This is a genomic window from Saccharothrix isguenensis (genome assembly GCF_052936305.1).
Genome location: NZ_CP193626.1, coordinates 6044113 through 6064241, shown reverse-complemented (window position 1 = coordinate 6064241; position 20129 = coordinate 6044113). Strand labels below are relative to the sequence as shown.

Annotated in this window: 21 protein-coding genes and 4 pseudogenes; 13 read left to right on the top strand and 12 right to left on the bottom strand. The window is 72.8% G+C overall.

The window, feature by feature from the left end; translation table 11 throughout:
- Window positions 1-121: 121 nt before the first annotated feature.
- From ACRAKI_RS26855 to ACRAKI_RS26830, 6 genes and pseudogenes are all read left to right on the top strand, one after another.
- Window positions 122-292: pseudogene (locus ACRAKI_RS26855) on the top strand (hypothetical protein); the annotation flags it as partial.
- A gap of 127 nt (window positions 293-419) precedes the next feature.
- Window positions 420-623 (top strand): hypothetical protein, encoded by a 204-nt coding sequence (locus tag ACRAKI_RS26850; protein WP_447008619.1) that lies wholly within the window; start codon window positions 420-422, stop codon window positions 621-623.
- Between the two features lie 116 nt (window positions 624-739).
- Window positions 740-811 (top strand): annotated as a pseudogene (locus tag ACRAKI_RS26845) (hypothetical protein); the annotation flags it as partial.
- A gap of 967 nt (window positions 812-1778) precedes the next feature.
- On the top strand, window positions 1779-2861 hold the full coding sequence (locus ACRAKI_RS26840; protein WP_447003282.1) for a glycoside hydrolase family 19 protein: 1083 nt from the start codon (window positions 1779-1781) through the stop codon (window positions 2859-2861).
- 410 nt (window positions 2862-3271) lie between these two features.
- The gene (locus ACRAKI_RS26835; RefSeq protein WP_447003281.1) at window positions 3272-4027 is read left to right on the top strand and encodes a lytic polysaccharide monooxygenase; all 756 of its coding nucleotides are present in this window, start codon (window positions 3272-3274) and stop codon (window positions 4025-4027) included.
- Window positions 4028-4109: 82 nt separating this feature from the next.
- The gene (locus ACRAKI_RS26830; protein ID WP_447003280.1) at window positions 4110-4682 is read left to right on the top strand and encodes a DUF305 domain-containing protein; all 573 of its coding nucleotides are present in this window, start codon (window positions 4110-4112) and stop codon (window positions 4680-4682) included.
- A 10-nt stretch (window positions 4683-4692) separates the two neighbouring features.
- Here ACRAKI_RS26830 and ACRAKI_RS26825 read toward each other — a convergent pair whose 3' ends face one another.
- The 3 genes from ACRAKI_RS26825 to ACRAKI_RS26815 are packed head-to-tail and all read right to left on the bottom strand — an operon-like array spanning window position 4693 to window position 6800.
- Window positions 4693-5595, bottom strand: a complete 903-nt coding sequence (locus ACRAKI_RS26825; protein WP_447003279.1) for an RluA family pseudouridine synthase — start codon at window positions 5593-5595, stop codon at window positions 4693-4695.
- A 49-nt stretch (window positions 5596-5644) separates the two neighbouring features.
- Window positions 5645-6148, bottom strand: coding sequence for an AAA family ATPase (locus ACRAKI_RS26820; protein WP_447003278.1), 504 nt, complete (start codon window positions 6146-6148; stop codon window positions 5645-5647).
- Window positions 6149-6173: 25 nt separating this feature from the next.
- Window positions 6174-6800, bottom strand: coding sequence for a DUF4230 domain-containing protein (locus tag ACRAKI_RS26815; protein ID WP_447003277.1), 627 nt, complete (start codon window positions 6798-6800; stop codon window positions 6174-6176).
- Window positions 6801-6913: 113 nt separating this feature from the next.
- Between ACRAKI_RS26815 and ACRAKI_RS26810 the strand changes: the two genes are divergently transcribed.
- From ACRAKI_RS26810 to ACRAKI_RS26800, 3 genes are read left to right on the top strand one after another with little or no spacing between them, the layout of a single operon-like run.
- Window positions 6914-7192, top strand: coding sequence for an acyl carrier protein (locus ACRAKI_RS26810; RefSeq protein WP_447003276.1), 279 nt, complete (start codon window positions 6914-6916; stop codon window positions 7190-7192).
- A complete protein-coding gene (locus tag ACRAKI_RS26805) occupies window positions 7189-8400 on the top strand; it encodes a beta-ketoacyl-[acyl-carrier-protein] synthase family protein (RefSeq protein ID WP_447003275.1) in 1212 nt (403 codons plus the stop codon). Before ACRAKI_RS26810 ends, ACRAKI_RS26805 begins: the two co-directional genes overlap by 4 nt.
- A gap of 9 nt (window positions 8401-8409) precedes the next feature.
- Window positions 8410-9378, top strand: coding sequence for a beta-ketoacyl-ACP synthase III (locus tag ACRAKI_RS26800; protein ID WP_447003274.1), 969 nt, complete (start codon window positions 8410-8412; stop codon window positions 9376-9378).
- A gap of 15 nt (window positions 9379-9393) precedes the next feature.
- Here ACRAKI_RS26800 and ACRAKI_RS26795 read toward each other — a convergent pair whose 3' ends face one another.
- From ACRAKI_RS26795 to ACRAKI_RS26785, 3 genes and pseudogenes are all read right to left on the bottom strand, one after another.
- A complete protein-coding gene (locus ACRAKI_RS26795) occupies window positions 9394-9579 on the bottom strand; it encodes a hypothetical protein (RefSeq protein ID WP_447003273.1) in 186 nt (61 codons plus the stop codon).
- A gap of 9 nt (window positions 9580-9588) precedes the next feature.
- Entirely contained in the window at window positions 9589-9744 is a 156-nt protein-coding gene (locus tag ACRAKI_RS26790; RefSeq protein ID WP_447003272.1) for a hypothetical protein, read from the bottom strand.
- A 341-nt stretch (window positions 9745-10085) separates the two neighbouring features.
- Window positions 10086-10280, bottom strand: a pseudogene (locus ACRAKI_RS26785) (1-deoxy-D-xylulose-5-phosphate synthase N-terminal domain-containing protein); the annotation flags it as partial.
- 466 nt (window positions 10281-10746) lie between these two features.
- Here ACRAKI_RS26785 and ACRAKI_RS26780 point away from each other — a divergent pair.
- Window positions 10747-11829, top strand: a complete 1083-nt coding sequence (locus ACRAKI_RS26780; protein WP_447003271.1) for a polyprenyl synthetase family protein — start codon at window positions 10747-10749, stop codon at window positions 11827-11829.
- Window positions 11830-11834: 5 nt separating this feature from the next.
- Entirely contained in the window at window positions 11835-12149 is a 315-nt protein-coding gene (locus tag ACRAKI_RS26775; protein ID WP_447003270.1) for a hypothetical protein, read from the top strand.
- Between the two features lie 82 nt (window positions 12150-12231).
- Here ACRAKI_RS26775 and ACRAKI_RS26770 read toward each other — a convergent pair whose 3' ends face one another.
- Window positions 12232-13470, bottom strand: coding sequence for a hypothetical protein (locus ACRAKI_RS26770; RefSeq protein ID WP_447003269.1), 1239 nt, complete (start codon window positions 13468-13470; stop codon window positions 12232-12234).
- Between the two features lie 373 nt (window positions 13471-13843).
- Between ACRAKI_RS26770 and ACRAKI_RS26765 the strand changes: the two are divergent.
- Both ACRAKI_RS26765 and ACRAKI_RS26760 read left to right on the top strand, forming a co-directional pair.
- Window positions 13844-14095 (top strand): annotated as a pseudogene (locus tag ACRAKI_RS26765) (AraC family transcriptional regulator); the annotation flags it as partial.
- A gap of 95 nt (window positions 14096-14190) precedes the next feature.
- Window positions 14191-14820: a glyoxalase gene (locus tag ACRAKI_RS26760; protein WP_447003268.1), complete on the top strand. Its 630-nt coding sequence runs from the start codon at window positions 14191-14193 to the stop codon at window positions 14818-14820.
- Here the strand turns inward: ACRAKI_RS26760 and ACRAKI_RS26755 are convergent.
- The 5 genes from ACRAKI_RS26755 to ACRAKI_RS26735 form a co-directional block, all read right to left on the bottom strand.
- Window positions 14780-16066 (bottom strand): RNA polymerase sigma factor, encoded by a 1287-nt coding sequence (locus ACRAKI_RS26755; protein ID WP_447008522.1) that lies wholly within the window; start codon window positions 16064-16066, stop codon window positions 14780-14782. The two genes, ACRAKI_RS26760 and ACRAKI_RS26755, sit on opposite strands and share 41 nt — an antisense overlap.
- A gap of 23 nt (window positions 16067-16089) precedes the next feature.
- On the bottom strand, window positions 16090-16407 hold the full coding sequence (locus ACRAKI_RS26750) for a YciI family protein (protein WP_447003267.1): 318 nt from the start codon (window positions 16405-16407) through the stop codon (window positions 16090-16092).
- Window positions 16408-16716: 309 nt separating this feature from the next.
- Entirely contained in the window at window positions 16717-17298 is a 582-nt protein-coding gene (locus ACRAKI_RS26745; protein WP_447003266.1) for a hypothetical protein, read from the bottom strand.
- A gap of 126 nt (window positions 17299-17424) precedes the next feature.
- Window positions 17425-18108 carry an aspartate/glutamate racemase family protein gene (locus ACRAKI_RS26740; RefSeq protein ID WP_447003265.1) on the bottom strand — a complete coding sequence of 228 codons (684 nt, stop codon included), beginning with the start codon at window positions 18106-18108 and terminating at the stop codon, window positions 17425-17427.
- 123 nt (window positions 18109-18231) lie between these two features.
- On the bottom strand, window positions 18232-20106 hold the full coding sequence (locus ACRAKI_RS26735; RefSeq protein WP_447003264.1) for an ABC transporter ATP-binding protein: 1875 nt from the start codon (window positions 20104-20106) through the stop codon (window positions 18232-18234).
- Between the last annotated feature and the right edge of the window lie 23 nt (window positions 20107-20129).

The window sequence follows — 20129 nt, the reverse complement described above, 5'->3', positions numbered from 1 at the left end:
ATTTGACCTCCAGTCGACTTGAGGTCACAGCGTGCGAGGGGGACCGGGGCTGCGGGAGGGGACGGGATGCGGGCGGTGCGGATGGCCGGGTTCGGTGGACCGGAGGCGCCGGTCAGCGGCGATGCGCCGGAGCCGGTGGCCGGGTGGGGCAGTCGTGGTGGACCTCGCCTACGCGGGCGTCACGTTCGTGGGGACGCAGTTCCGACGCACCGGCATGGGTCCGTTCGCGATCCGGCCGCCCGCCGTTCCGGGCAACGGGGTGGGCGGGGTCGTTGCGTCCGTCGGGCCCGGCGTCGCCCCGTCGTGGGTCGGGGCGAGGGTGGTCACGTCGACCGGGGGCAGGGCGGTTACGCCGAACGCGCGGTGGCCGCCGACGCGGACCTCGTGCGCGTGCCGGACGGGCTGGGCTCGACACGGCGGTGGCGCTGCCGGCCGACGGTCGCGCGGTGCTGATGAACTCGCGCGCGGTCGGGCCGGTGGACGGGCAGCGGGTGTCGGTGCTGGCGGCGGCCGGCGGTGTCGGGACCCTGCTCGTGCGGCTGGCGCGCGGCGGGGGCGACCGTGGTGGGTGCTGCGAGTGGCAACGGGGGCGTTGGTGGCGGAGCGGGGTGCGACGCCGGTGAATCGCAGGGGAGCCGGGTGGGCTTCGGTGGTGGACGTGGTGTTCGACGGGGTCGGCGGGGGCGTTGGCGCGGGCTGCTGCGGGCCGGTGGGCGGATGCTCGGCTACGACGGGGGTGATGGTCCTGCCGCTGCGGCCGGTGGCGTGGGCGGCGAAGCGGATCGCCACGGTGCAGCACCTGTCGGGGGAGCGGGTGCTGCTCGGGGTCGGCAGGGGGGCGCCGCGCACGGTGAGGCGGCGTGGCGGGCGGTCGACGTGCCGTTCGCGGAGCGGGGTCGGCGGACGGACGCGGCGCCGGCCGTGCTGCCGGATCCGGTGCGGGGCAAGGCGACTTCGTCGCACGGGGCGGAGGCCGCGCTGTCGCCGGGCGCCGCGATGCCGCCGGTGCTCGTCGGTGGTGGGGGAGAGCCGCTTTGCGCCGGGCCGCCCGATTCGGCGACCACTGGTGCCCGGCTTTCGTGCCGTTGGGCGCAGTGGCCGCGGGGGTGGCGCGGTTGGGGGAGCCGGCCGAGGAGCACGAACGGCCGGTGTGCGGGTGACGGTCGGGGTGAGCGTGGTGCTGGGCGATGTGCCGGATTCGGTGGTGGAGCGAGAGGTTCGGTCGAGCCCGGGTACGAGTTCCCGGATCTCGCGGCGGACGCGGTGGGGGGTGCTGGACGCGTTGGCGGTGCCGCGGGCGCATGTCGTGGGGATCTCCATGGGCGGGGGATCGCGCAGCTCGTGGCGCTCGACTTCGCGGAGCGGCCGTTCGCCGGTCCGCGCGAGGTGGATGTGCCTGCGGCGCGGGAGGTCGCGGGCGGGTGCACGACCGGGCCGTCGACATCGCGGCCGGTGCCAACCACTTCCAGGTGGGCGGTGGAGCCTTGGCGGGAACGGCTGGGGTCGATCACGGCGCCCGTGCTGGTCGTCCACGGGGGCGTTGACCCGTTGTTGCCGCTGGGGCACGCGGAAAGCGATGGTCCGCGAGGTGCCCGGGGCTCGGTCGCTGGTGCTGGAGGACACCGGGCACGAGTTGCCGAGGGGCGTGTCCGACGTGGTGGTCCCGGCGGTGGTGGAGCACACCCGGAAGGTGTGAGAAGTTCGGGTTCTGCTCTTGACTGGTGTAGACCATTTCCGGTTGAGTGGCCCCCATCACGTCCGAGGGCGCTCGAACGGAAATGAGTGATCTTGTGTCGAGATTCCGCGTAGTGGCGGCCATTGTCGCCTTCGTTCTCGGGGCGGCGCTGACCGTCGTGGTGGCCAACACGGCCGCCGCAGCCGCCTGCGCGTCCGCCTGGACGTCGTCCGCCGTCTACACGAACGGCATGACGGCGTCCCACGCCGGGCGCAACTGGCTGGCCAAGTGGTGGACCCAGAACGAGACACCCGGCTCGGCCGCGGTCTGGGCCGACCAGGGCGTCTGCGGCGGCGGCACCACGCCCCCGCCGCCGTCCTGCGACTACCCCGCGTGGACGCAGGGCAAGTGGTACACCGCCGGCAGCATCGTGCGGTACACCGACGGCAAGCACTACATCGCCGAGCACGACAACCCGGGCTACGACCCGACGGTCAGCACCTGGTACTGGAACCCCCACACCTGCGGCTCGACACCGACCACCACGACCAGCACCCCCGCACCGGGCGGGTTCGTGGTGAGCGAGGCGCAGTTCCGGCAGATGTTCCCGAACAGGAACGCGTTCTACACCTACTCCGGGCTCACGGCCGCGCTCAGCGCGTACCCCGGGTTCGCCAAGACCGGCACGGACACCGTCCGCAAGCAGGAGGCGGCGGCGTTCCTGGCGAACGCGAACCACGAGACCGGCGGCCTGGTGCACATCGTCGAGCAGAACCAGGCGAACTACCCGCACTACTGCGACGCGGGCCAACCGTACGGCTGCCCCGCCGGTCAGGCGGCCTACTACGGCCGCGGTCCCATCCAGCTCAGCTGGAACTTCAACTACAAGGCGGCGGGCGACGCGCTCGGCCTGCCGCTGCTGACCAACCCGTGGCTGGTGCAGAACGACGCCTCGGTGGCCTGGAAGACCGCCCTCTGGTACTGGAACACCCAGTCCGGCCCCGGCACCATGACCCCGCACAACGCGATGGTCAACGGGCACGGTTTCGGTGAGACGATCCGCAGCATCAACGGGTCGTTGGAGTGCGGCGGGCGCAACCCGGCGCAGGTCCAGAGCCGTGTCGACGCCTACCAGCGCTTCGTCGGCATCCTCGGCGTGCCGGCGGGCAACAACCTGTACTGCTGACAGGGGCGAGGGGGCCGTGCCGGGGGCACGGCCCCCTTTCTCGCTGCACCAGGTGTGACAGGTGCGCGAACCCGGCCGGGCCACGCCAGGCCGGTCGATCGAACGTGCCCCGGCCCGACAGCTGACCGAGTGCGCCCGGCCAACCGGAGTGAGCCCGGTCGGTGACAGTTCCAAGTGGACTAGGACGGTGTGCCGCCGTGGCATGGAAACCAGCGGCTCCCCACGCCCCCCGGGTCAGGCCTCTCCCGGTTCGGATCCTTGACCGGTTCGACGTTCACGATTATGGTCTAGACCACATCGCATGCGTGACGGGCCGTCCTCGGCTCATCGCGCAACGCGAGATCCGGCCGCCGCGGACATGGACCCTGCCTGGGGACCCGCCTCGGGTCCCCTCCGAAGGAGCTGGACACATGAGCCTGAAACGCAAGCTCGCGGCGGTCATCGCCGGCGTGGGCATCGCCCCGTTCATCGTCGTCGTCTCGGCGGGAACGGCGAGCGCGCACGGCTACATCTCGTCGCCGCCGAGCCGGCAGGCGATGTGCGCGCAGGGCCGCATCTCGAACTGCGGCCAGATCGTCTACGAACCGCAGAGCGTGGAAGGCCCCAAGGGCCAGCGCAACTGCCACGCCGGGCTGAGCCAGTTCGCCCAGCTCAACGACGACAGCCGGCCGTGGCCCACCACCTCGGTGGGCAACACCGTGGCGTTCAACTGGACGCTCACCGCCCGGCACGCCACCAGCACGTGGGAGTACTACGTCGGCGGCAGCAAGATCGCCGAGTTCAACGACGGCGGCCGGCAGCCCGCGGCCACCGTGACGCACAACGTGAACCTCGGCGGTCGGACCGGCCGGATCAAGCTGCTGGCCATCTGGAACATCGCCGACACGCCCATGGCGTTCTACTCGTGCGTCGACCTCCAGGTCGGCTCCGGTGGCGGCACCCCGACCACCACGAACCCTCCGACGACCACGAACCCGCCGACCACCACCCGGCCGCCGACGACCACGACGCAGCCCCCGGTGGGCGGCACGTGGGCGGCCAACACCGCGTACTCGGTGGGGTCGCAGGTGAGCTACGGCGGAGCCAACTACCGCTGCGTCCAGGCCCACACGTCCCTCGCGGGCTGGGAACCGCCGAACACGCCGGCCCTGTGGCAGCGGGTCTGACCGACGACCGATGACGGAGCCCGTCCGTGCCGCCCTTGCCGCGGCACGGGCGGGCCAGGCCCTTCGGTGAAGGAGGACGACCTTGCGACGCCTGATGGCCCTGGTGGCCTTGCTGCTCGTGTCGACCGGCTGCGGTTCCGCTCCCGCGACGCCGCCACCGCCGGTGTCGACGGTCGTGGAGACCGACGAGTTCAACGCGACCGACGTGATGTTCCTCCAGATGTCCGTGTCCCACCACCGGACCGGGTTGGAGATCGTGCGACTGGCCGAGGACCGGCCCGTGCGCGCGGACGTGAAGACGCTGGCGGCGGCCATCGCGGTCACCCAGCTGTCCGAAGTGGACTCGATGACGAAGTGGCTGGCGGACTGGCAGCAGCCGGAGTCGGCGGGCGACAACCCCGACCTGCACGCCGGTCACGGCGGTGACCACTCGACCAGCCCTGAGGCCATCGCGGAGCTGGCCGCGACCGAGCCCGCCGAGTTCGAGAAGGCGTTCCTGAACCTGCTCATCGGGCACCAGCACAACGCGGTGGCGATCGCGAAGCTGGAGAAGGAAGGCGGCGTCAACCCGCAGGCCAAGCACCTGGCCGAGCGGATCTTCGAGTCCCGCACCGCGCAGATCGCGCAGATGCTCGGCTACCTGGACCAGACGTGACCGGAGGTGGCTAGAGGTCGAGCGTCAGCTCGCTGGTGAAGCGGCGGTGCTCGCCCGTCACCGGGTCGGTGAACGCGAGCACCTTCGCCAGCAGCTGGAGCGGGTTCGTGAAGTCGTCCAACGGCTTCTCGTGCAGGACGGGGTAGAAGTCGTCGTGCCGGATCGGGACGCCGAGCGACGCCATGTGCAGGCGGAGCTGGTGGGTGCGGCCGGTGGTGGGCACCAGCCGGTAGCGTCCCCACCCGTCGCGGTGCTCGACCAGGTCGACCAGCGTCTCGGCGTTCGGCGGGCCGGGCACCTCCTGCGCGGTGATCACGCCCTTGACCTTGACGATCCGGCTGCTCACGCTGGTGGGGAGCGCCAACGCCGGGTCGTACGGCGCGATCGCCTCGTACTCCTTGTGCACCACGCGGTCCTTGAACAGCGTCTGGTACTTGCCGCGCAGGGTCGGTTCGGCGACGAACATGACCAGCCCGGCGGTGACGCGGTCCAGCCGGTGCGCCGGGGTCAGCTGCGGCAGCCCGAGATCGCGGCGGAGCCGGACGAGCGCCGTCTCCACGATGTGCCTGCCGCGCGGGATGGTGGCCAGGAAGTGCGGTTTGTCGATCACGACGAGGGCGTCGTCGCGGTGCACGACGCCGATCTCGAACGGCACGGCCACCTCGTCCGGCAGGTCGCGGTGGAACCAGACGGACGTGCCGGGCGTGAACGCCGCGTCGGGCGCGATCGGGCCGGACAGGTCGTAGACGCGGCCTTCGGCGAGCATGAGGTCGATCCGCTCGGGCGCGACCCTCGGCAGCCGTTCGACCAGGTGGTCGCGAACGGTCGCCCACGGCCCGCCGTCGGGCAGCCGCAGACGTGCCGGGTCGAGGCCGTGGCGCTGGTCGAGCGGCGGCCGGAGCTTGCGCCTCATCACCGGCACGATACCCGGCGGAAACCGGGCCGGCGGCCGGGTGGGACGGTCAGTGCGAGGCCGGGGCCGGTGGCGGACCGGCGAGCGCCGCCAGTCGGTCCACCACGTCGGCCAGCGGGGCCCGGGTGTCGATCTCCACGGTGGCCGACGACCGGAGCAGCGGCTCGATCCCGGTCGTGTCCGCCACGATCCGTTCGCGTTCCCCAACGGTCTTGCCGAAGGGGTTGGTGTCGCGGTCGGCGATGCGGCCGAGCATCACCGCCAGGGGCGCGCTGAGCAGGACGACCTCGTCGAACCGGGAGTGGAACGCGCCCTGGTTCCACACCGTGCCGGCGATGAACAGCGGTTGCCCCGAACGCTCGTGGTCCGCGATCAGCGCGTCGATCCGGTCCTCGCGCCACTGCGGCTCCGTGCCGGCGCCATCGGGGCGGGGGACGTGCTCGACCCACCCGCCGAAGTCGGTGTCGACCACCCGGTACCCCCGCTGCGCCAGCAGGCTCAACGCCGTGGACTTGCCCGTGCCGGACATACCCGTCACCAAGATCACCGCCACCGGTCCATCGTAGAGCGGGTCGCGGTCAGTCGAGGTTCTTGAACGCCACCTCGTAGCCGAGCGCGTTGAACATGCCGGTCAGCATCTTGCGGGTGTTCTCGTCCGCCCGGTCGGCCAGCCCCGACTCCCGGGCCGCGTCCGCGATCTTCCGCTCCGCCGCCACGTAGAACGGCTGCTGGTCCGGCGTCTCCACCAACGACGCCAACCGGTCGAACAGGCCGCGTTCCTGGGCGAACACGTAACACCGCTCCTGGTCCAGGTTGGGCTTGTCCAGCACGGCCTTCGGCAGCGCCAGCTCCACCGATCGCGGCTCACCGGACGGCGGCACCTTCAACGCGTCCTCGGACAACCCGCCGAAGTCGACGTAGGCGTTCACCGTCCCGGACGCCACGAACAGCGTCCGCTGCCCCGCCAGCGCGTCCGGCACGTACCGGATGTCACGCTCGATGTCGAGCACGACCTGGAACTCGCCGGCCGAAGCGTGGTACTGGCTCAGGTCGCGCAACGACTTCAACAACGCCGGCCCGCTGCGGTCGACGGTGTCGGCGCCCGGACCGCTGAACCGGGGCACCACCAACACCGCCGCGACCAGCACCGCGACCGCCACGATCACCGCCACCGCCACTCCGCTGCGCCACCTGAGCCGTCTCATGCCGCCGGAGTACCCGGACCCGGTACCCGGGAACCGCCGCGCGCACGCGCGAGGACACCTCCGGCCCGATCCGGCGGCGCGCACGTCCGCCCGCGTCCGGCAGGCTCGCGGGCATGGGGTTCGATGGTCGGGAGGAGCCCGGCGACCGAGGAGAGACCGTGTACGAGACGCTGAAGAACATCCTCGTCAGCACGCTGAAGGTGGCGCCCGAGCAGATCACCCCGGACGCCACGAAGGACGACCTGGAGCTGGACTCGATCGCCTTCGTGGAGCTGTCGATGGTGCTCGACAAGGAGCTCGACCTGCACATCGACGACGACGAGCTGTTCGACCAGGGAACCGTCGCCGACATCGTCGCGCTGATGGAGGAACGGGCCGGGGCGGACCGGTGACCGGCCTCGACGTCGCCGTCACCGGGCTCGGCCTGGTCACGCCCGCCGGCATCGGGGTGGAGGCGGGGTGGGCGGCGGTGTGCGCGGGCCGGTCGACCGCCGCGCACGACCCGCTGCCGGCCGGGCACGAGGTGTCGATCTCCTGCCGCGTCCCCGACTTCGACGCGGACGCGCTGCTCGGCGCGCGGCGGGCGGTCCGGCTCGACCGGTTCGCGCAGCTGGCGCTGGTCGCCGCCCGCGAGGCCGTCGCCGAAGAGGACCACTCGACGTGGGACGCGGCGCGGGTGGGCGTGGTGATCGGCACCTCGTCGGGCGGCGGCGGCACGGTCGAACGGCAGCACGGCGTGCTGCTCGCGGACGGCCCGACCGGGGTGTCGCCGCTGCTCCTGCCGATGCACCTGCCGAACATGGTCGCCGGCCAGATCGCGATGGAGTTCGGCTTCCGCGGACCCAACCTCGTGGTGGCGACCGCGTGCGCGTCCGGGGCCACCGCGATCGGCACCGCCTGCGACCTGCTCGCGGCACGGCGGTGCGACGTGGTGCTGGCCGGCGGGGTGGACGCGCTGCTCAACCCGTTGACCATGGCCGGGTTCGCCCGGATGGGGGCGCTGTCGCGCCGGGACGACCCGGCCACCGCGTCGCGGCCGTTCGACGCGGACCGGGACGGGTTCGTGGCGGCGGAGGGCGCGGCGGTGCTGGTCCTGCGCCGGGCCGAGGACGCGCGGGCCGACGGGCGGCGGGTCCGGGCGCGGGTCGTCGGGTACGGCGCGACCGCCGACGCGCACCACATCACCAAGCCCGACCCCGAGGGGCGGGGCGTGGCCGCGGCGGTCCGGGCGGCGCTGGCGGACGCGGGCGCTGCGCCGGCGGACGTCCGGCACGTCAACGCGCACGGCACGTCCACGCAGCTCAACGACCTGGTGGAGGGGCGGGTCCTGGCCGGGCTGCTGCCGTCCGGACCGCTGGTGACGTCGACCAAGGGCGTCACCGGGCACATGCTGGGTGCGGCAGGAGCGGCGGAGGCCGTGTTCACGGTGCTCGCGGTGGAGAGGGGGATCGTGCCGCCGACGGCCAACCTCGACGTGCTCGACCCGCGGCTGGACATCGACGTGGCGACCGCCGCCGTGCCGCTCGTGATCGACCTCGCGCTGAGCAACTCGTTGGGTTTCGGTGGGCAGAACGCGGTGCTCGCCATCGCGAGGACATGAGGGGGGACGATGACCGGTGCGGTGATCCTGGGGGTCGGCGGAAGCCTGCCGGAACGGATCGTGACCAACGACGACCTCTCCGCCCTCCTGGACACCTCGGACGAGTGGATCCGGTCGCGCACCGGCATCGGCGCCCGGAGATGGGTCGATGCGGGCACGACGACGTCGGACCTGGCCGTGGACGCGGGGGCGCGGGCCATGCGCTCCGCTGGACTGTCCACAGTGGACGCGGTGATCGTGGCGACCACGACGCCGGACCGGCGTTGTCCCGCCGTGGGACCGGCAGTCGCGTCCAGGCTCGGCATGGTCGGCGTGCCCGCGCACGACGTGTCCGCAGTGTGCACCGGGTTCCTCTACGGGCTGGCGAACGCCGTGGGGCTCATCGCGAGCGGCGCGGCGCGGACGGTGCTGCTGATCGCCGCCGAGACGTTCTCCACCATCCTCGACCCGGCCGACCGGGGCACGGCGGTGATCTTCGGGGACGGCGCGGGCGCGGTGGTCGTCGGCGAGGGGGAGCCCGGGAGCATCGGGCCGTGCGTGCTCGGCAGCGACGGCACGGGAGCCGACCTCATCCAGATCCCGGCGGGCGAGGACTACTTCCGGATGCGCGGCACGGAGGTGTTCCGGCAGGCGGTCGCGCGGATGTCGGACGTCGCGCTGGACGCGCTCGCCCGCGCCGACCTCGGCCCCGACGACGTCGACCACCTCGCGCCGCACCAGGCGAACCAGCGCATCTGCGACGGGGTCGCGCGCAGCGTGGGCCTGCCCGCGTCGAAGGTGCTGTCGAACGTCGAGACGGTCGGCAACACGGCCGCCGCGTCGATCCCCGTGCTGCTGGCGCAGGCCGCCGCGGACGGCCGGATCAAGACCGGCGACCGGGTGCTGGCGGTGGCGTTCGGCGGTGGGCTGACCTGGGGCGCCACCACGCTCGTGTGGCCCGACGTCACGGCCGACTTCGGCACCGCCCCGCGGCGGTGAGCACGCCCGACGCGCTCACAGGTCGTCCCACCACCACGAAATGGCCGATATCGGCAGTGGATCCGGGTTTCGGTCGGTGGGCGCGTCGGCCCAGCCGGGGTCCGGGAGGCCGTCGAGGTAGATCCGCAAGGCCTCGCCGCACGGCCGCGCCGCCACCTGGTCACGCAGTCGCGGGAACCGCGTCATCACCCGGTCGCGCAAGGTCAGTCCTCATCGCGCGCGGTGGGCGTCGGCGACGCGGCGCACCTGCACGGGGTGGCGCAGTCGTGCATCGCGCGCCCCGATGTCCTGCAACGCCACCGGGAACCGGTCGTCCACCACCTCGTGCCACGGGGCTTCCAGCGCGCGCTGCACGGTGCCGGCCATCGCGAGGAAGCCGTGCGGGGCGCCGCTGAACGCCCCGGCGCCGCACCGGACGTCGTAGCTCCCGTCGGGGCGAACCGGGTGTGGAACTCGGCGCTGTTCGTGCCGAGCAAGCCTTTGCGCTCCCGTTCGGTCACGCACAGGCCGATGCGGTCGATCCACTCGATCGCGCGGCGCTCGACCTCGGCGACGCGCGGGTGGAACGGGGCGTCGGTCGGGCGGTGGAACGGCCGGAGCCGGAAGGGAACGTCGACGGCCGCCATGTCGCACTCCCCGTCATGTCGACCTCGGCGTCTGCTCGGCGGTGCGCACGGCCTCCTCGGTGAGGTCTCCACGATCCGGTGCACGGACGACTGGTGACCGGTGTCGACCACGATCGGGTGGCGCGGCGGCCGGAACACCCGGTGCAGCGCCAGGGCCGGCTCGACCACACCGGGGTCCGGCCCCGGGTGGCCACCGCTCCGGGTGACCGCGGTGACGAGGCGGGTCCTCGGCTCGCGCGCCAGGTCGTCCAGCGCGCCGGGCGGAGGACCGGACAGGTCCGGGGGTTGGCCCGGGAGCCTGCGCCGGGACGCGGGCGGTTCCGGGGATGACGGCCGTGTCGGTCATCGGGCCACTCCTGGTGCTCGGAAGCCCTTGCGGCCACCGGGGTCGAGCCGAACGTGCCGCACCACCGGTGCCGGCTTCAAGGGGGCCGACGCGTTTCACGCGAACGGGATCAGCGCTGCCACACGGACGTGTGCGTGTCGTTCCGGGAAATGGGGGAAACGGGTTCCTCAGCGTGGTGGTGGCCGCGTTGTCCCACGTCGAAGGGCGGATGTGCGAGGAGAAGCGCAGGTGGAGACCTTCCCCGTCGGCCCGAATGGGGGCGGCGGGCGCGGTCGGCCGTCGGGCTCGGCCCACCGGTGTTAGCTTCGGGTCGCCGGGCAGGGACCGTGTCCGCCCGCGCCCCGCTCCCCGTGCCGTCCTCGCCGACCCGGTCCTGTTCGTGCCTCTGGAGGAACCATGACTGTCACCGACGCCGTGCGCGGCGACCTCGCCGAGGTCCGCGCGGAGGTGGACGCCACGCTCGAGAGCTTCTTGGCAGAGAAGGTGCGCACCGCGCCGGACCCGTGCCTGCCGCCGCTCGTGGACGTGCTGCGCACGTTCACCGCCGGGGGCAAGCGGTTGCGGCCCCTGTTCGGCCACTGCGGTTTCCTCGCCGCGGGCGGATCACCCGGCGACCCGGCGGTGAAGTGGACCGGTGCGGCGCTGGAGATGTTCCACACCTTCGTGCTGGTGCACGACGACATCATGGGCAGCTCCTCGCTGCGCCGGGGCCGGCCGACCGTGCACCGGGTGCTCGCCGGCCGGTTCGGCGGGGCGCGCCGTGGTGACGGGAGCGCGGCCGAGCGGTTCGGCGTGACCATGGCGATCCTCCTGGGCGACTTGTGCTTCTCGTGGTCGGACGAACTGCTCGACCGGGCCGGGATGGACGTCGGGCGGTGGCGCGGGGTGCGGTCGCTGGTGCACACCATGCGCGCCGAGCTGATCGCCGGGCAGTACCTGGACCTGACCGGTGACCGGCGGTCCGCCGTGGACCCGGTGCGGTCGGCGTGGCGGGTGGTGCGGCTCAAGTCCGCCCGGTACACGGTGGAGCTGCCGATGCGCGTCGGCGCCGCGCTGGCCGGTGGCGACGCGGCGCTGATGCGGGCGTGCGGCGCGTACGGAAGGCCGGTCGGCGAGGCGTTCCAGCTCCGCGACGACCTGCTGGGCATGTTCGGCGACCCCGGTGTGACCGGCAAACCGGACCTGGACGACCTGCGCGGCGGCAGGAACACCGTGCTGATGGCGTTGGCGTGGCAGCAGGCCACACCGGGGCAGCGGGAGGTGATCTCGTCCCTGCACGGTGATCCGGACCTGGACCAGGACGGTGCCGCGCTGCTGCGGGACGTGGTGCTGGCCACCGGCGCCGCGGCCCGGGTGGAGCGGCTGATCACGATCCGCGCCGACCGGGCGCTGAGCGCGCTGCGCTCGGCGCCGATGGATCCGGCCGCCAAGTCGCCGCTGGCCGAGATGGTCACCTGCGCGACCCGTCGCGCGCGGTGACCTGCATGTCCACATCGGACTTCTCGCTGCGCGCGATCGACGTGCACCAGCGGAGCGTGGTCAACGACGAGCTGACCGTGGACCAGCCCGTCCGCTACATCCAGTGCGCCTATCGGTTGCGGTCGCTCGACCGGGCGCAGGACCTGGTGGAGCGGCTGGACTTCGGACGTCGGCCCGGGCCACGGTGCCTCCACCCGCAGCCTCGCCGCCCACACCCCCTCGCCACCCACCACAGCGCCCCACCCACCACGGCAAGCCCCGCCGCGGCGCAGTCCAGCGATCACCCGCTGTCGGTGGCTCCCGGTACCGTCGACCGATGAGGCGCTTGCTCCTGGTGGACGTCGACGTCAGGTTCAAGTCTGCTTCGCGCCACCCGGCCAGGGCGAGGAGGCGACGCCCGGCTCACCACAGCGGCGTCCACGTCCTGAGCCGACCGCCCGCCAGCTCGGCGAACCTCCCCGTGCGCGGGTTGTGGGCGTTCGGGGCGAAGCCCTCGACCACGGCCGTCCGCGCGCCTTCCTCCGGGTCCCACACCTCGAGCCCCGCCGCCGCGCCGACGTACAGCAGCCCGTCGTGCCCCCACATCCGCCCGACCGGCCCGGCGAACGCCCCGACCCTCCGCCCGCGCACCACGTCGTACACCTCGACCCCCGCCACCGCGGGCCGGTCGTAGCGGCCGATCGGCTGGAGCGCCACCGTGCGGTCGTCCACCCACGCCATCGGCAGGTCCCAGCAGTCCCGCGCGGACAGGTCCATGCCGTGCTCGGTCGCGTAGACGTCGCCGTCCAGCCACGCCGCCACGTCGAGCACCACCGGCATGCCGAACGGGCTCCACACCCACCCGTCGTCCAGCATCCGACGCCCCGACGGGTCCAGGAGGAGCGCGCCGTGGAAGTAGTCGAGGTAGTGCTCGGGCGCCGGCCCCTCCCCGGACCAGGACGTCTCCCGCGCGGTGAGCAACCGGCCCGAAGCGGGGTCGAACGCGTCGAGCCGGTTCCAGTCCGTCGCGGTGACGACCGCCCCGGACGCCAGGAACGCCACCGGGAAGCACGTCCGCTCGTAGTGGTAGTCGCCCCGGTCCAAGGACAGGACGGGGGCGCGGGTGACGAGGTCCAGCACGACGCCGTACCGGCCGAAATCGGTCACCACCGCCGCGTACCGGCCGTCCGGCGAGGTGTGCAGCGCCGGGCGCGGTGGGTGGTGCTCCGAAGGCGAGGCGGGGACCGGCACCGGCATGACGAACCGCGCGCCGCCCTGGTCGACCTCCACCAGTCCGGCCTCCGCGAGCACCAGCCAGCCGCCTGGCAGCGCGGCCACGCACCGGTCGTCCACCGGCTCGACCGCGCACTCCGCCGTCGTCCACACGCCGCGCGGCTCGGTGTCGCGGTGTCGGACCTCGGGCCGCCCGATCCAGCCCAGCAGGTCGCTGTAGTCGTCCACCCGGTCCGCGCACCCGAGGCACACCGCCACCAGGCACGACCGCGGGTCGTCCTGCTTCGCGCACTCGCCGCACAGCCGGTCGTACGCCAGACCCACCCCGGTGAACCACCCGTAGTGGTCAGGGGGTCTCTCGGTGGCGAGATGCGCGCAGCCCCGGTAGTCGGCGGCGTTCGCGGCATGCCCGCACGGCAGCACGTCCACGCGCCCCATTGTGGGCCGTCCCGACGTCGTCGACGGTCTGTGGCCGCCGCGTCGGCGACTTTCGGCCATTCATGCACGGCTTCGGTCGAATCCAGCGGAATTGTTGCGAACTTCGGTCGAGTCTGGACAGAACTGGCTACCACAACCACGCGCACGGGTTCGCCCTGGTGGAGGGCAGGCGGCCGAGTGCATGGTGGAGAGCGACCAGCCGCGGGACGCCCTCGCCACCGCCCGGATCGGCTAAGACCACCTGCGGATCCTCCGGTTCCGACTCGGTGGAGCAGGCGCCGGATCGGTCAGGAATCGAGAAGGAGGGGCGCACGGGCCCGCCTAGCGTCAGGGGGATCACCCTCGACGTGAGAAGGAGTTGTTCATGTGCCTCCCTTCGTGGGCGCGCGCACGCATCGCGGCGCGGCGCCTGAGCGACCTCGCCTCGCTGCGGCGCGTCCGTGACCGGATCGACCGCGAGCACGGGCAGCCGTTGGACGTCGAGGCGCTGGCCCGTGGCGTCGACATGGCCGCCGGGCACCTCAGCCGCCAGTTCCGGCTCGCGTACGGCATGTCGCCGTACGCGTACCTGGTGGCGCGGCGCGTCGAGCGCGCGGCGGTGCTGCTGCGCGGTGGTCCCGGTGGTGGTCCCGGTGGTGGCGGGGATGGCTTCGGTGGACCGGTCAGGAATCGAGAAGCGCCGGTCGACTCGCCGGATCTAGCGTCGTCGGCATGACGTCCATTGCCGCAGTCACCCTCGAAGTCGCCGACGTCGCCGCGGCGAATCGCTTCTACACCAACGCTTTCGGCCTCGACGCACAGATCGGCCTGCGGGCGTCGGAGGCGCCCACCACGGGCTTCCGCGGGTTCGCGATGGCGCTCACCGTGTCGCAGCCGTCCACGGTGGACAGCCTTGTCGACTCCGCCCTCGCCGAAGGGGCCACGTCGCTGAAGCCGGTCACGAAGTCGCTCTGGGGCTACGGTGGTGTCGTGCAGGCGCCGGACGGCACGATCTGGAAGGTCGCGACGTCGGCGAAGAAGGACACCGGCCCGGCGACGCGGCGGATCGACGGGATCGTGCTCCTGCTGGGAGTCGCGGACGTGGCCGCGAGCAAGCGGTTCTACGTCGAGCAGGGGCTTGCCGTGGGCAAGAGCTTCGGCCGCGTGTACGTCGAGTTCGCGGCCGGGTCCGGTCCCGTCAAGCCGGCCCTGTACCGGCGCCGTGCCCTCGCCAAGGACGTCGGCGTCCCGCTCGACGGCACGGGGTCGCACCGGCTCGTGATCGGCGGCGACGGCGGGCCGTTCACCGACCCGGACGGCTTCACCTGGGAGACCGCATCGCCCGTGCACGCCGCTGGGTGACGGCCGTCAGCTCGGTGATCCGGCGGGCCAGGTGGCGGCGTTCCGCGTCCGTCGGGGCCAACGCCAGGGCCTCCTCGTACGCGGCGATCGCCTCCGCGTCGCGGCCCAGCCGCCGCAGCAGGTCGGCGCGGGTCGCGGGGAGCAGGTGGCCGGTCAGCTCGCCGGCCAGGCCGTCCACCAGCGCCAGGCCCGCCGGCGGACCGTCCGCCATGGCCACCGCTACCGCCCGGTTCAACCGCACCACGGGTGACGGCACGAGCTTGGTCAACTCCCCGTAGAGCAGGGCGATCTGCGGCCAGTCCGTGTCCGCCGCACGTCCCGCCGTGGCGTGGCACGCGGCGATCGCGGCCTGCACCTGGTACGGCCCGGGCCGGCCCCGCCGCAACGCCGAGTCGAGCAGCGAGACGCCCTCCTCGATCCGCTCGCCGTCCCACCGCGTCCGGTCCTGCTCCTCCAACGGCACCAGGTCGCCACCGACGAACCGGGCCGCCTGGCGCGAGTCCTGCAACAGCACCAGGGCGAGCAGCCCCACCGCCTCCGGCTCGTCCGGCATCAGGTCGACCAGCGTGCGCGCGAGCCTGATCGCCTCCACGCACAGGTTCCGCCGCATCGGCTCGGCGCCCGCACTGGCCGTGTAACCCTCGTTGAACAGGAGGTACAGCACGCCCAGCACCCCGCCCGTCCGCTCCGGCAGCAGGTGGGCGGGCGGCACCCGGTACGGGATGCGGGCGTTCCGGATCTTCTGCCGCGCCCGCACCAGCCGTTTCGCCATCGTCTGCTCGGGCACGAGGAACGCCCGCGCGATCTCGGCCGTGGTGAGACCCGTGACGGTGTGCAGGGTGAGCGCGACCCTCGCCTCCAGCGTCAACGCCGGGTGGCAGCACGTGAAGACCAACCGCAGCAGGTCGTCACCGAACCCGCCGTCGAGCCCGTCGGGGCTGTCAGGGCTGTCTTCGCTGTCGGGACCGTCGTCCGGCACCGCCGCCACCTCCCGCAGTTTCGCCGCCTCCACGGTCGACCGCCGCAACCGGTCCAGCGCGCGGTTGCGGGCGGTCGTGGTCAGCCAGGCGCCGGGACGCCGGGGGACGCCTTCACGCGGCCAGCACTCCAGCGCCCGCGCGAAAGCGTCCTGGACGCACTCCTCGGCCAGGTCCCAGTCGCCGGTGAGGCGGATCAGCGTGGCCACGATCCGCCCCCGTTCGGCCCGGAACAGGTCCGCGACCCGCGCCTCCACCGCCGCCGGCACCCCGGCCGCCCCGGTCACTCCGGTCACTCCGCGAAGGGCCGGACCTCGACCGAGCCGAACCGCGCGCACGGGTGCCGCGACGCGACGCGGATCGCCTCGTCCAGGTCGGCGCAGTCCACGACGTCGTACCCGACGATGTGCTCCTTGGTCTCGGCGAACGGCCCGTCGGTGAGCAGCACCTCGTCACCCCGCGTGCGCACGGTCGTGGCGTCCTGGACCGACCGCAGCTGCGACCCGTCCAGCCGCCTGCCCCCGACCTCGGCCAGCCACTGCTCGATCGTCGGGTCGCCCGCGGTCGGCTCGATGGTGTCGTCGACGCAGATCAGCAGCATGTACTTCATCGGTCACTCCTGTCGTCCGGTGCATTCCACCACTACGACGAACGGGAACACCGCCGGAGGACACCCCGCCCGAGTCTTCCGGGCATGACTTCCCGGGCGAGGGGCTTGGCCGGCATCGAGGAGGACGTCGCGCTGCTCGACGCCGTCCCGGAGCCGATCACGAAGCAGTCGGTCGACCCGGACGTCCCGAGGCGGAAGCCCTGCTCGCCGAAATTCTCGGGAGCCACCGTGAGGCCGCCGCCGCGAGGCCGGGATGGCTCGATCCGCGAGATCTTCCCCCGGCCGCGCGCCAACACCGGTCCCGCCGGGTCACGACCTGGTGGAATCGATCGCGGTGGAGTTCACCACGTCGACGTCCTCCTTGTCCTCGCCGCGGCGGCGCAGGAACGCGAACCCGGGGATGCCCAGGATCGCCTGCCGGACGTCGTTGGTGACCTCCAGCAGCTGGTGGATGTCCGGCCCGACCCGGTCCAGGGTGGTCAGGATCGGCAGCACGTCGTCCATCAGGTGCCTGGTCAGCACGGGCAGCTGGTCCACCAGCTGGACCGCGGCGTCCACCTCGTGCGGCGACAGCTCGTCCACGAACCGCTGTGCCAGCGGGTGGGCCTTCTGCGCGATCGGCGCGTAGGTGTCCATCAACTCCCGTGACGTGCGGGCGGTGTGGCCGACGTCGGTCGTGATGCCCTCCGCCGCCGCGGTGACCGCCTTCGCCCGGCCGACCAGCGCCTCCGTCTCGTCCAGCACCCGACCGGTGCGGATGACCAGCTCGTCGGCGCGGCGCACGACGGCTTCGGCCGCGCCCAGCAGGTCGAGCACCCGGCCGGGGACGGACACGGCGGTCTCGGCGGTGGTCCTGGCCAGGTCGAACAAGGCGCGCGGGTTCAGCTCCATACCGCCTACTCTGCCGCACCGGGACGTCCGGGGCCTCGGGGAGTTCCCTGAGAACGCGATTCTCGTCCGAGTCGCTTCGGGGACCGCGGGCGTCACGCCGACTCCCGGTGACGACGTGCCCGACGTCTAGGCCAGTGCCAGGTCGACCGCCGTCTCCACGTGGAGGCGGGTGGAGTCGATCAGCGGCACGGCGCTGTCGGAGCCGTCCACCAGCAACGTGATCTCCGTGCAGCCCAGGACCACCGCCTCCGCGCCGCGGTCCACCAGGCGTGCCATCACGTCCCGGTACGCGGCGCGCGAGGCGGGTTCGACCCGGTTCCTGGTCAGCTCCTGGTAGATGACGTCGTGCACGAGCGTGCGGTCCGGCTCGTCCGGGACGACCAGCTCGACGCCGTGCGCGCGCATCCGGTCGCGGTAGAAGTCCTGCTCCATGGTGAACCGGGTGCCCAGCAGCCCGACCTTGCGGTACCCGGCCGACTTCCGCGCCGTGGCGTCCACGATGTGCACGAACGGCACCTTGAGGGCGTCCGTGATCGCGTCGGCGACCTTGTGCATGGTGTTGGTGCACAAGAGGACCAGCTCGGCGCCCGCGCCTTCGAGCGTGCGGGCGGCGTCGGCCAGCAGCTCGCCGGAGCGTTCCCACTGGCCGGTGCGCTGCAACTCCTCGATCTCGGCGAAGTCGACCGTGAGCAGCAGGCTGGGCGCGCAGTGGTGGCCGCCGAGCCGGCGTCGAGTCTCCTCGTTGAGCAGCCGGTAGTACTCGGCCGAGGATTCCCAGCTCATCCCGCCGATCAACCCGATGGTCCGCATGGCCACGATTGTGCCGGTGCGCGAGGCCGGGGCAACCAGGTTTCGCTGCGGCACCATCGGCGCGGCGAGTGGGTGCGACCCGCCCCGGGGCGGTGGTGCCGACGAGCACGCGAACACAGAGGTCTACGCCGTGCGCGTCTCCTCGGCGAACTGGGTCCGGTGCAGCTCTTCGTAGCGTCCGCCGGCGGCCAGGAGGTCGGTGTGGGTGCCGCGTTCCACCACCCTGCCGCCCTCGACCACCAGGATCAGGTCGGCGGCCCGGATCGTCGACAGCCGGTGCGCGATGACCACCGCCGTCCGCCCGGCCAGCGCCTCGCCCAGCGCGGCCTGCACCGCCGCCTCGGACGTGGAGTCCAGGTGCGCGGTGGCCTCGTCCAGGATCACCACGCGCGGCTTGGCCAGGAGCAGCCGGGCGATCGTCAGCCGCTGCCGCTCGCCACCGGACAACCGGTAGCCGCGCTCGCCGACCACCGTGTCCAGCCCGTCCGGCAGCGACTCGACCAGGTCGGCCAGCCGCGCACGACCCAGCACCTCCCACAGGTCGTCCTCGGTGGCCGACGGCTGCGCGAGGAGCAGGTTCGACCGGATCGACTCGTGGAACAGGTGCCCGTCCTGGGTCACCATGCCCAGCACCTCGCGGACCGCGTCGGCCGACAGGTCCCGGACGTCCACCCCGGCCAGCCGCACGGCGCCCGAGTCCACGTCGTACAACCGGGGCAGCAGCGAGGCGATCGTGGACTTCCCCGCGCCCGACGAGCCGACCAGCGCCACCACCTGGCCCGGTTCGGCCCGGAACGAGACGTCGTGCAGCACCTCCACCCCGCCGCGGTTGTCGAGCACCGCGACCTCCTCCAACGACGCCAGCGACACCTTGTCCGCGGACGGGTAGGCGAACCTGACGTTCTCGAACTCCACCGACACCGGCCCGTCCGGCACCGACCGCGCGTCGGGCTTCTCGGTGATCAACGGCTTCAGGTCGAGCACCTCGAAGACCCGCTCGAAGCTCACCAGCGCGCTCATCACCTCGACCCGCGCGCTGGCCAGGGCGGTGAGCGGCGCGTACAGCCTGGTCAGCAGCAACGCCAGCGCCACGACCGAGCCGGGGTCCAGCTCGCCGCGCAGCGCGTAGAACCCGCCGAGCCCGTACACCACGGCCAACGCCAGCGCCGACACCAGCGTCAGCGCGGTCAGGAACACGGTCTGCACCATCGCCGTGCGCACGCCGATGTCCCGCACCCGCCGCGCCCGCTGCGCGAACTCCGACGACTCGTGCGCGGGCCGGCCGAACAGCTTCACCAGCGTCGCGCCCGGCGCCGAGAACCGCTCGGTCATCTGCGTGCTCATCGTCGCGTTGTGGTTCGCCGCCTCGCGTTCCAGCCGCGCCAACCGGGAACCCATCCGCCGCGCCGGCAGCACGAACACCGGCAGCAGCACCAGCGCGAGCAGCGTGATCTGCCACGACAGGTTGATCATCACCACCAGCGTCAGCACCAGCGTCACCACGTTGCCCGCCACGCTGGACAGCGTGTCGCTGAACGCCCGCTGCGCGCCGATCACGTCGTTGTTGAGCCGGCTCACCAGCGCCCCGGTCCGGGTGCGGGTGAAGAAGGCGATCGGCATCCGCTGCACGTGGTCGAACACCGTGGTCCGCAGGTCCAGGATCAGGTCTTCGCCGATCCTCGCCGACAGCCACCGCGTGAGCAGGCCCAGCGCCGCCTCGACGATCGCGATGCCCGCGATCAGGCCCGCGAGCCCGAGCACCACCTCGTACGTCGAGCCGTTGACGATCGCGTCCACGATCCGGCCCGCGAGGACCGGTGTCGCCACCGCCAGCACCGCCACCGCCACGCTCAACCCGAGGTACTGGCCCAGCCGCGTCCGGTGCGGCTGGGCGAACGCCCAGATGCGGCGGAGGGTGGCGGCGGAGAACGGCCGCTTGTCGTCCTGCGCGTTGGCCACGTGGTAGAGCGACATCCACGCGGTGGTCTCCATGTCCATGCCCGGAACGTAAGACCTCGAGT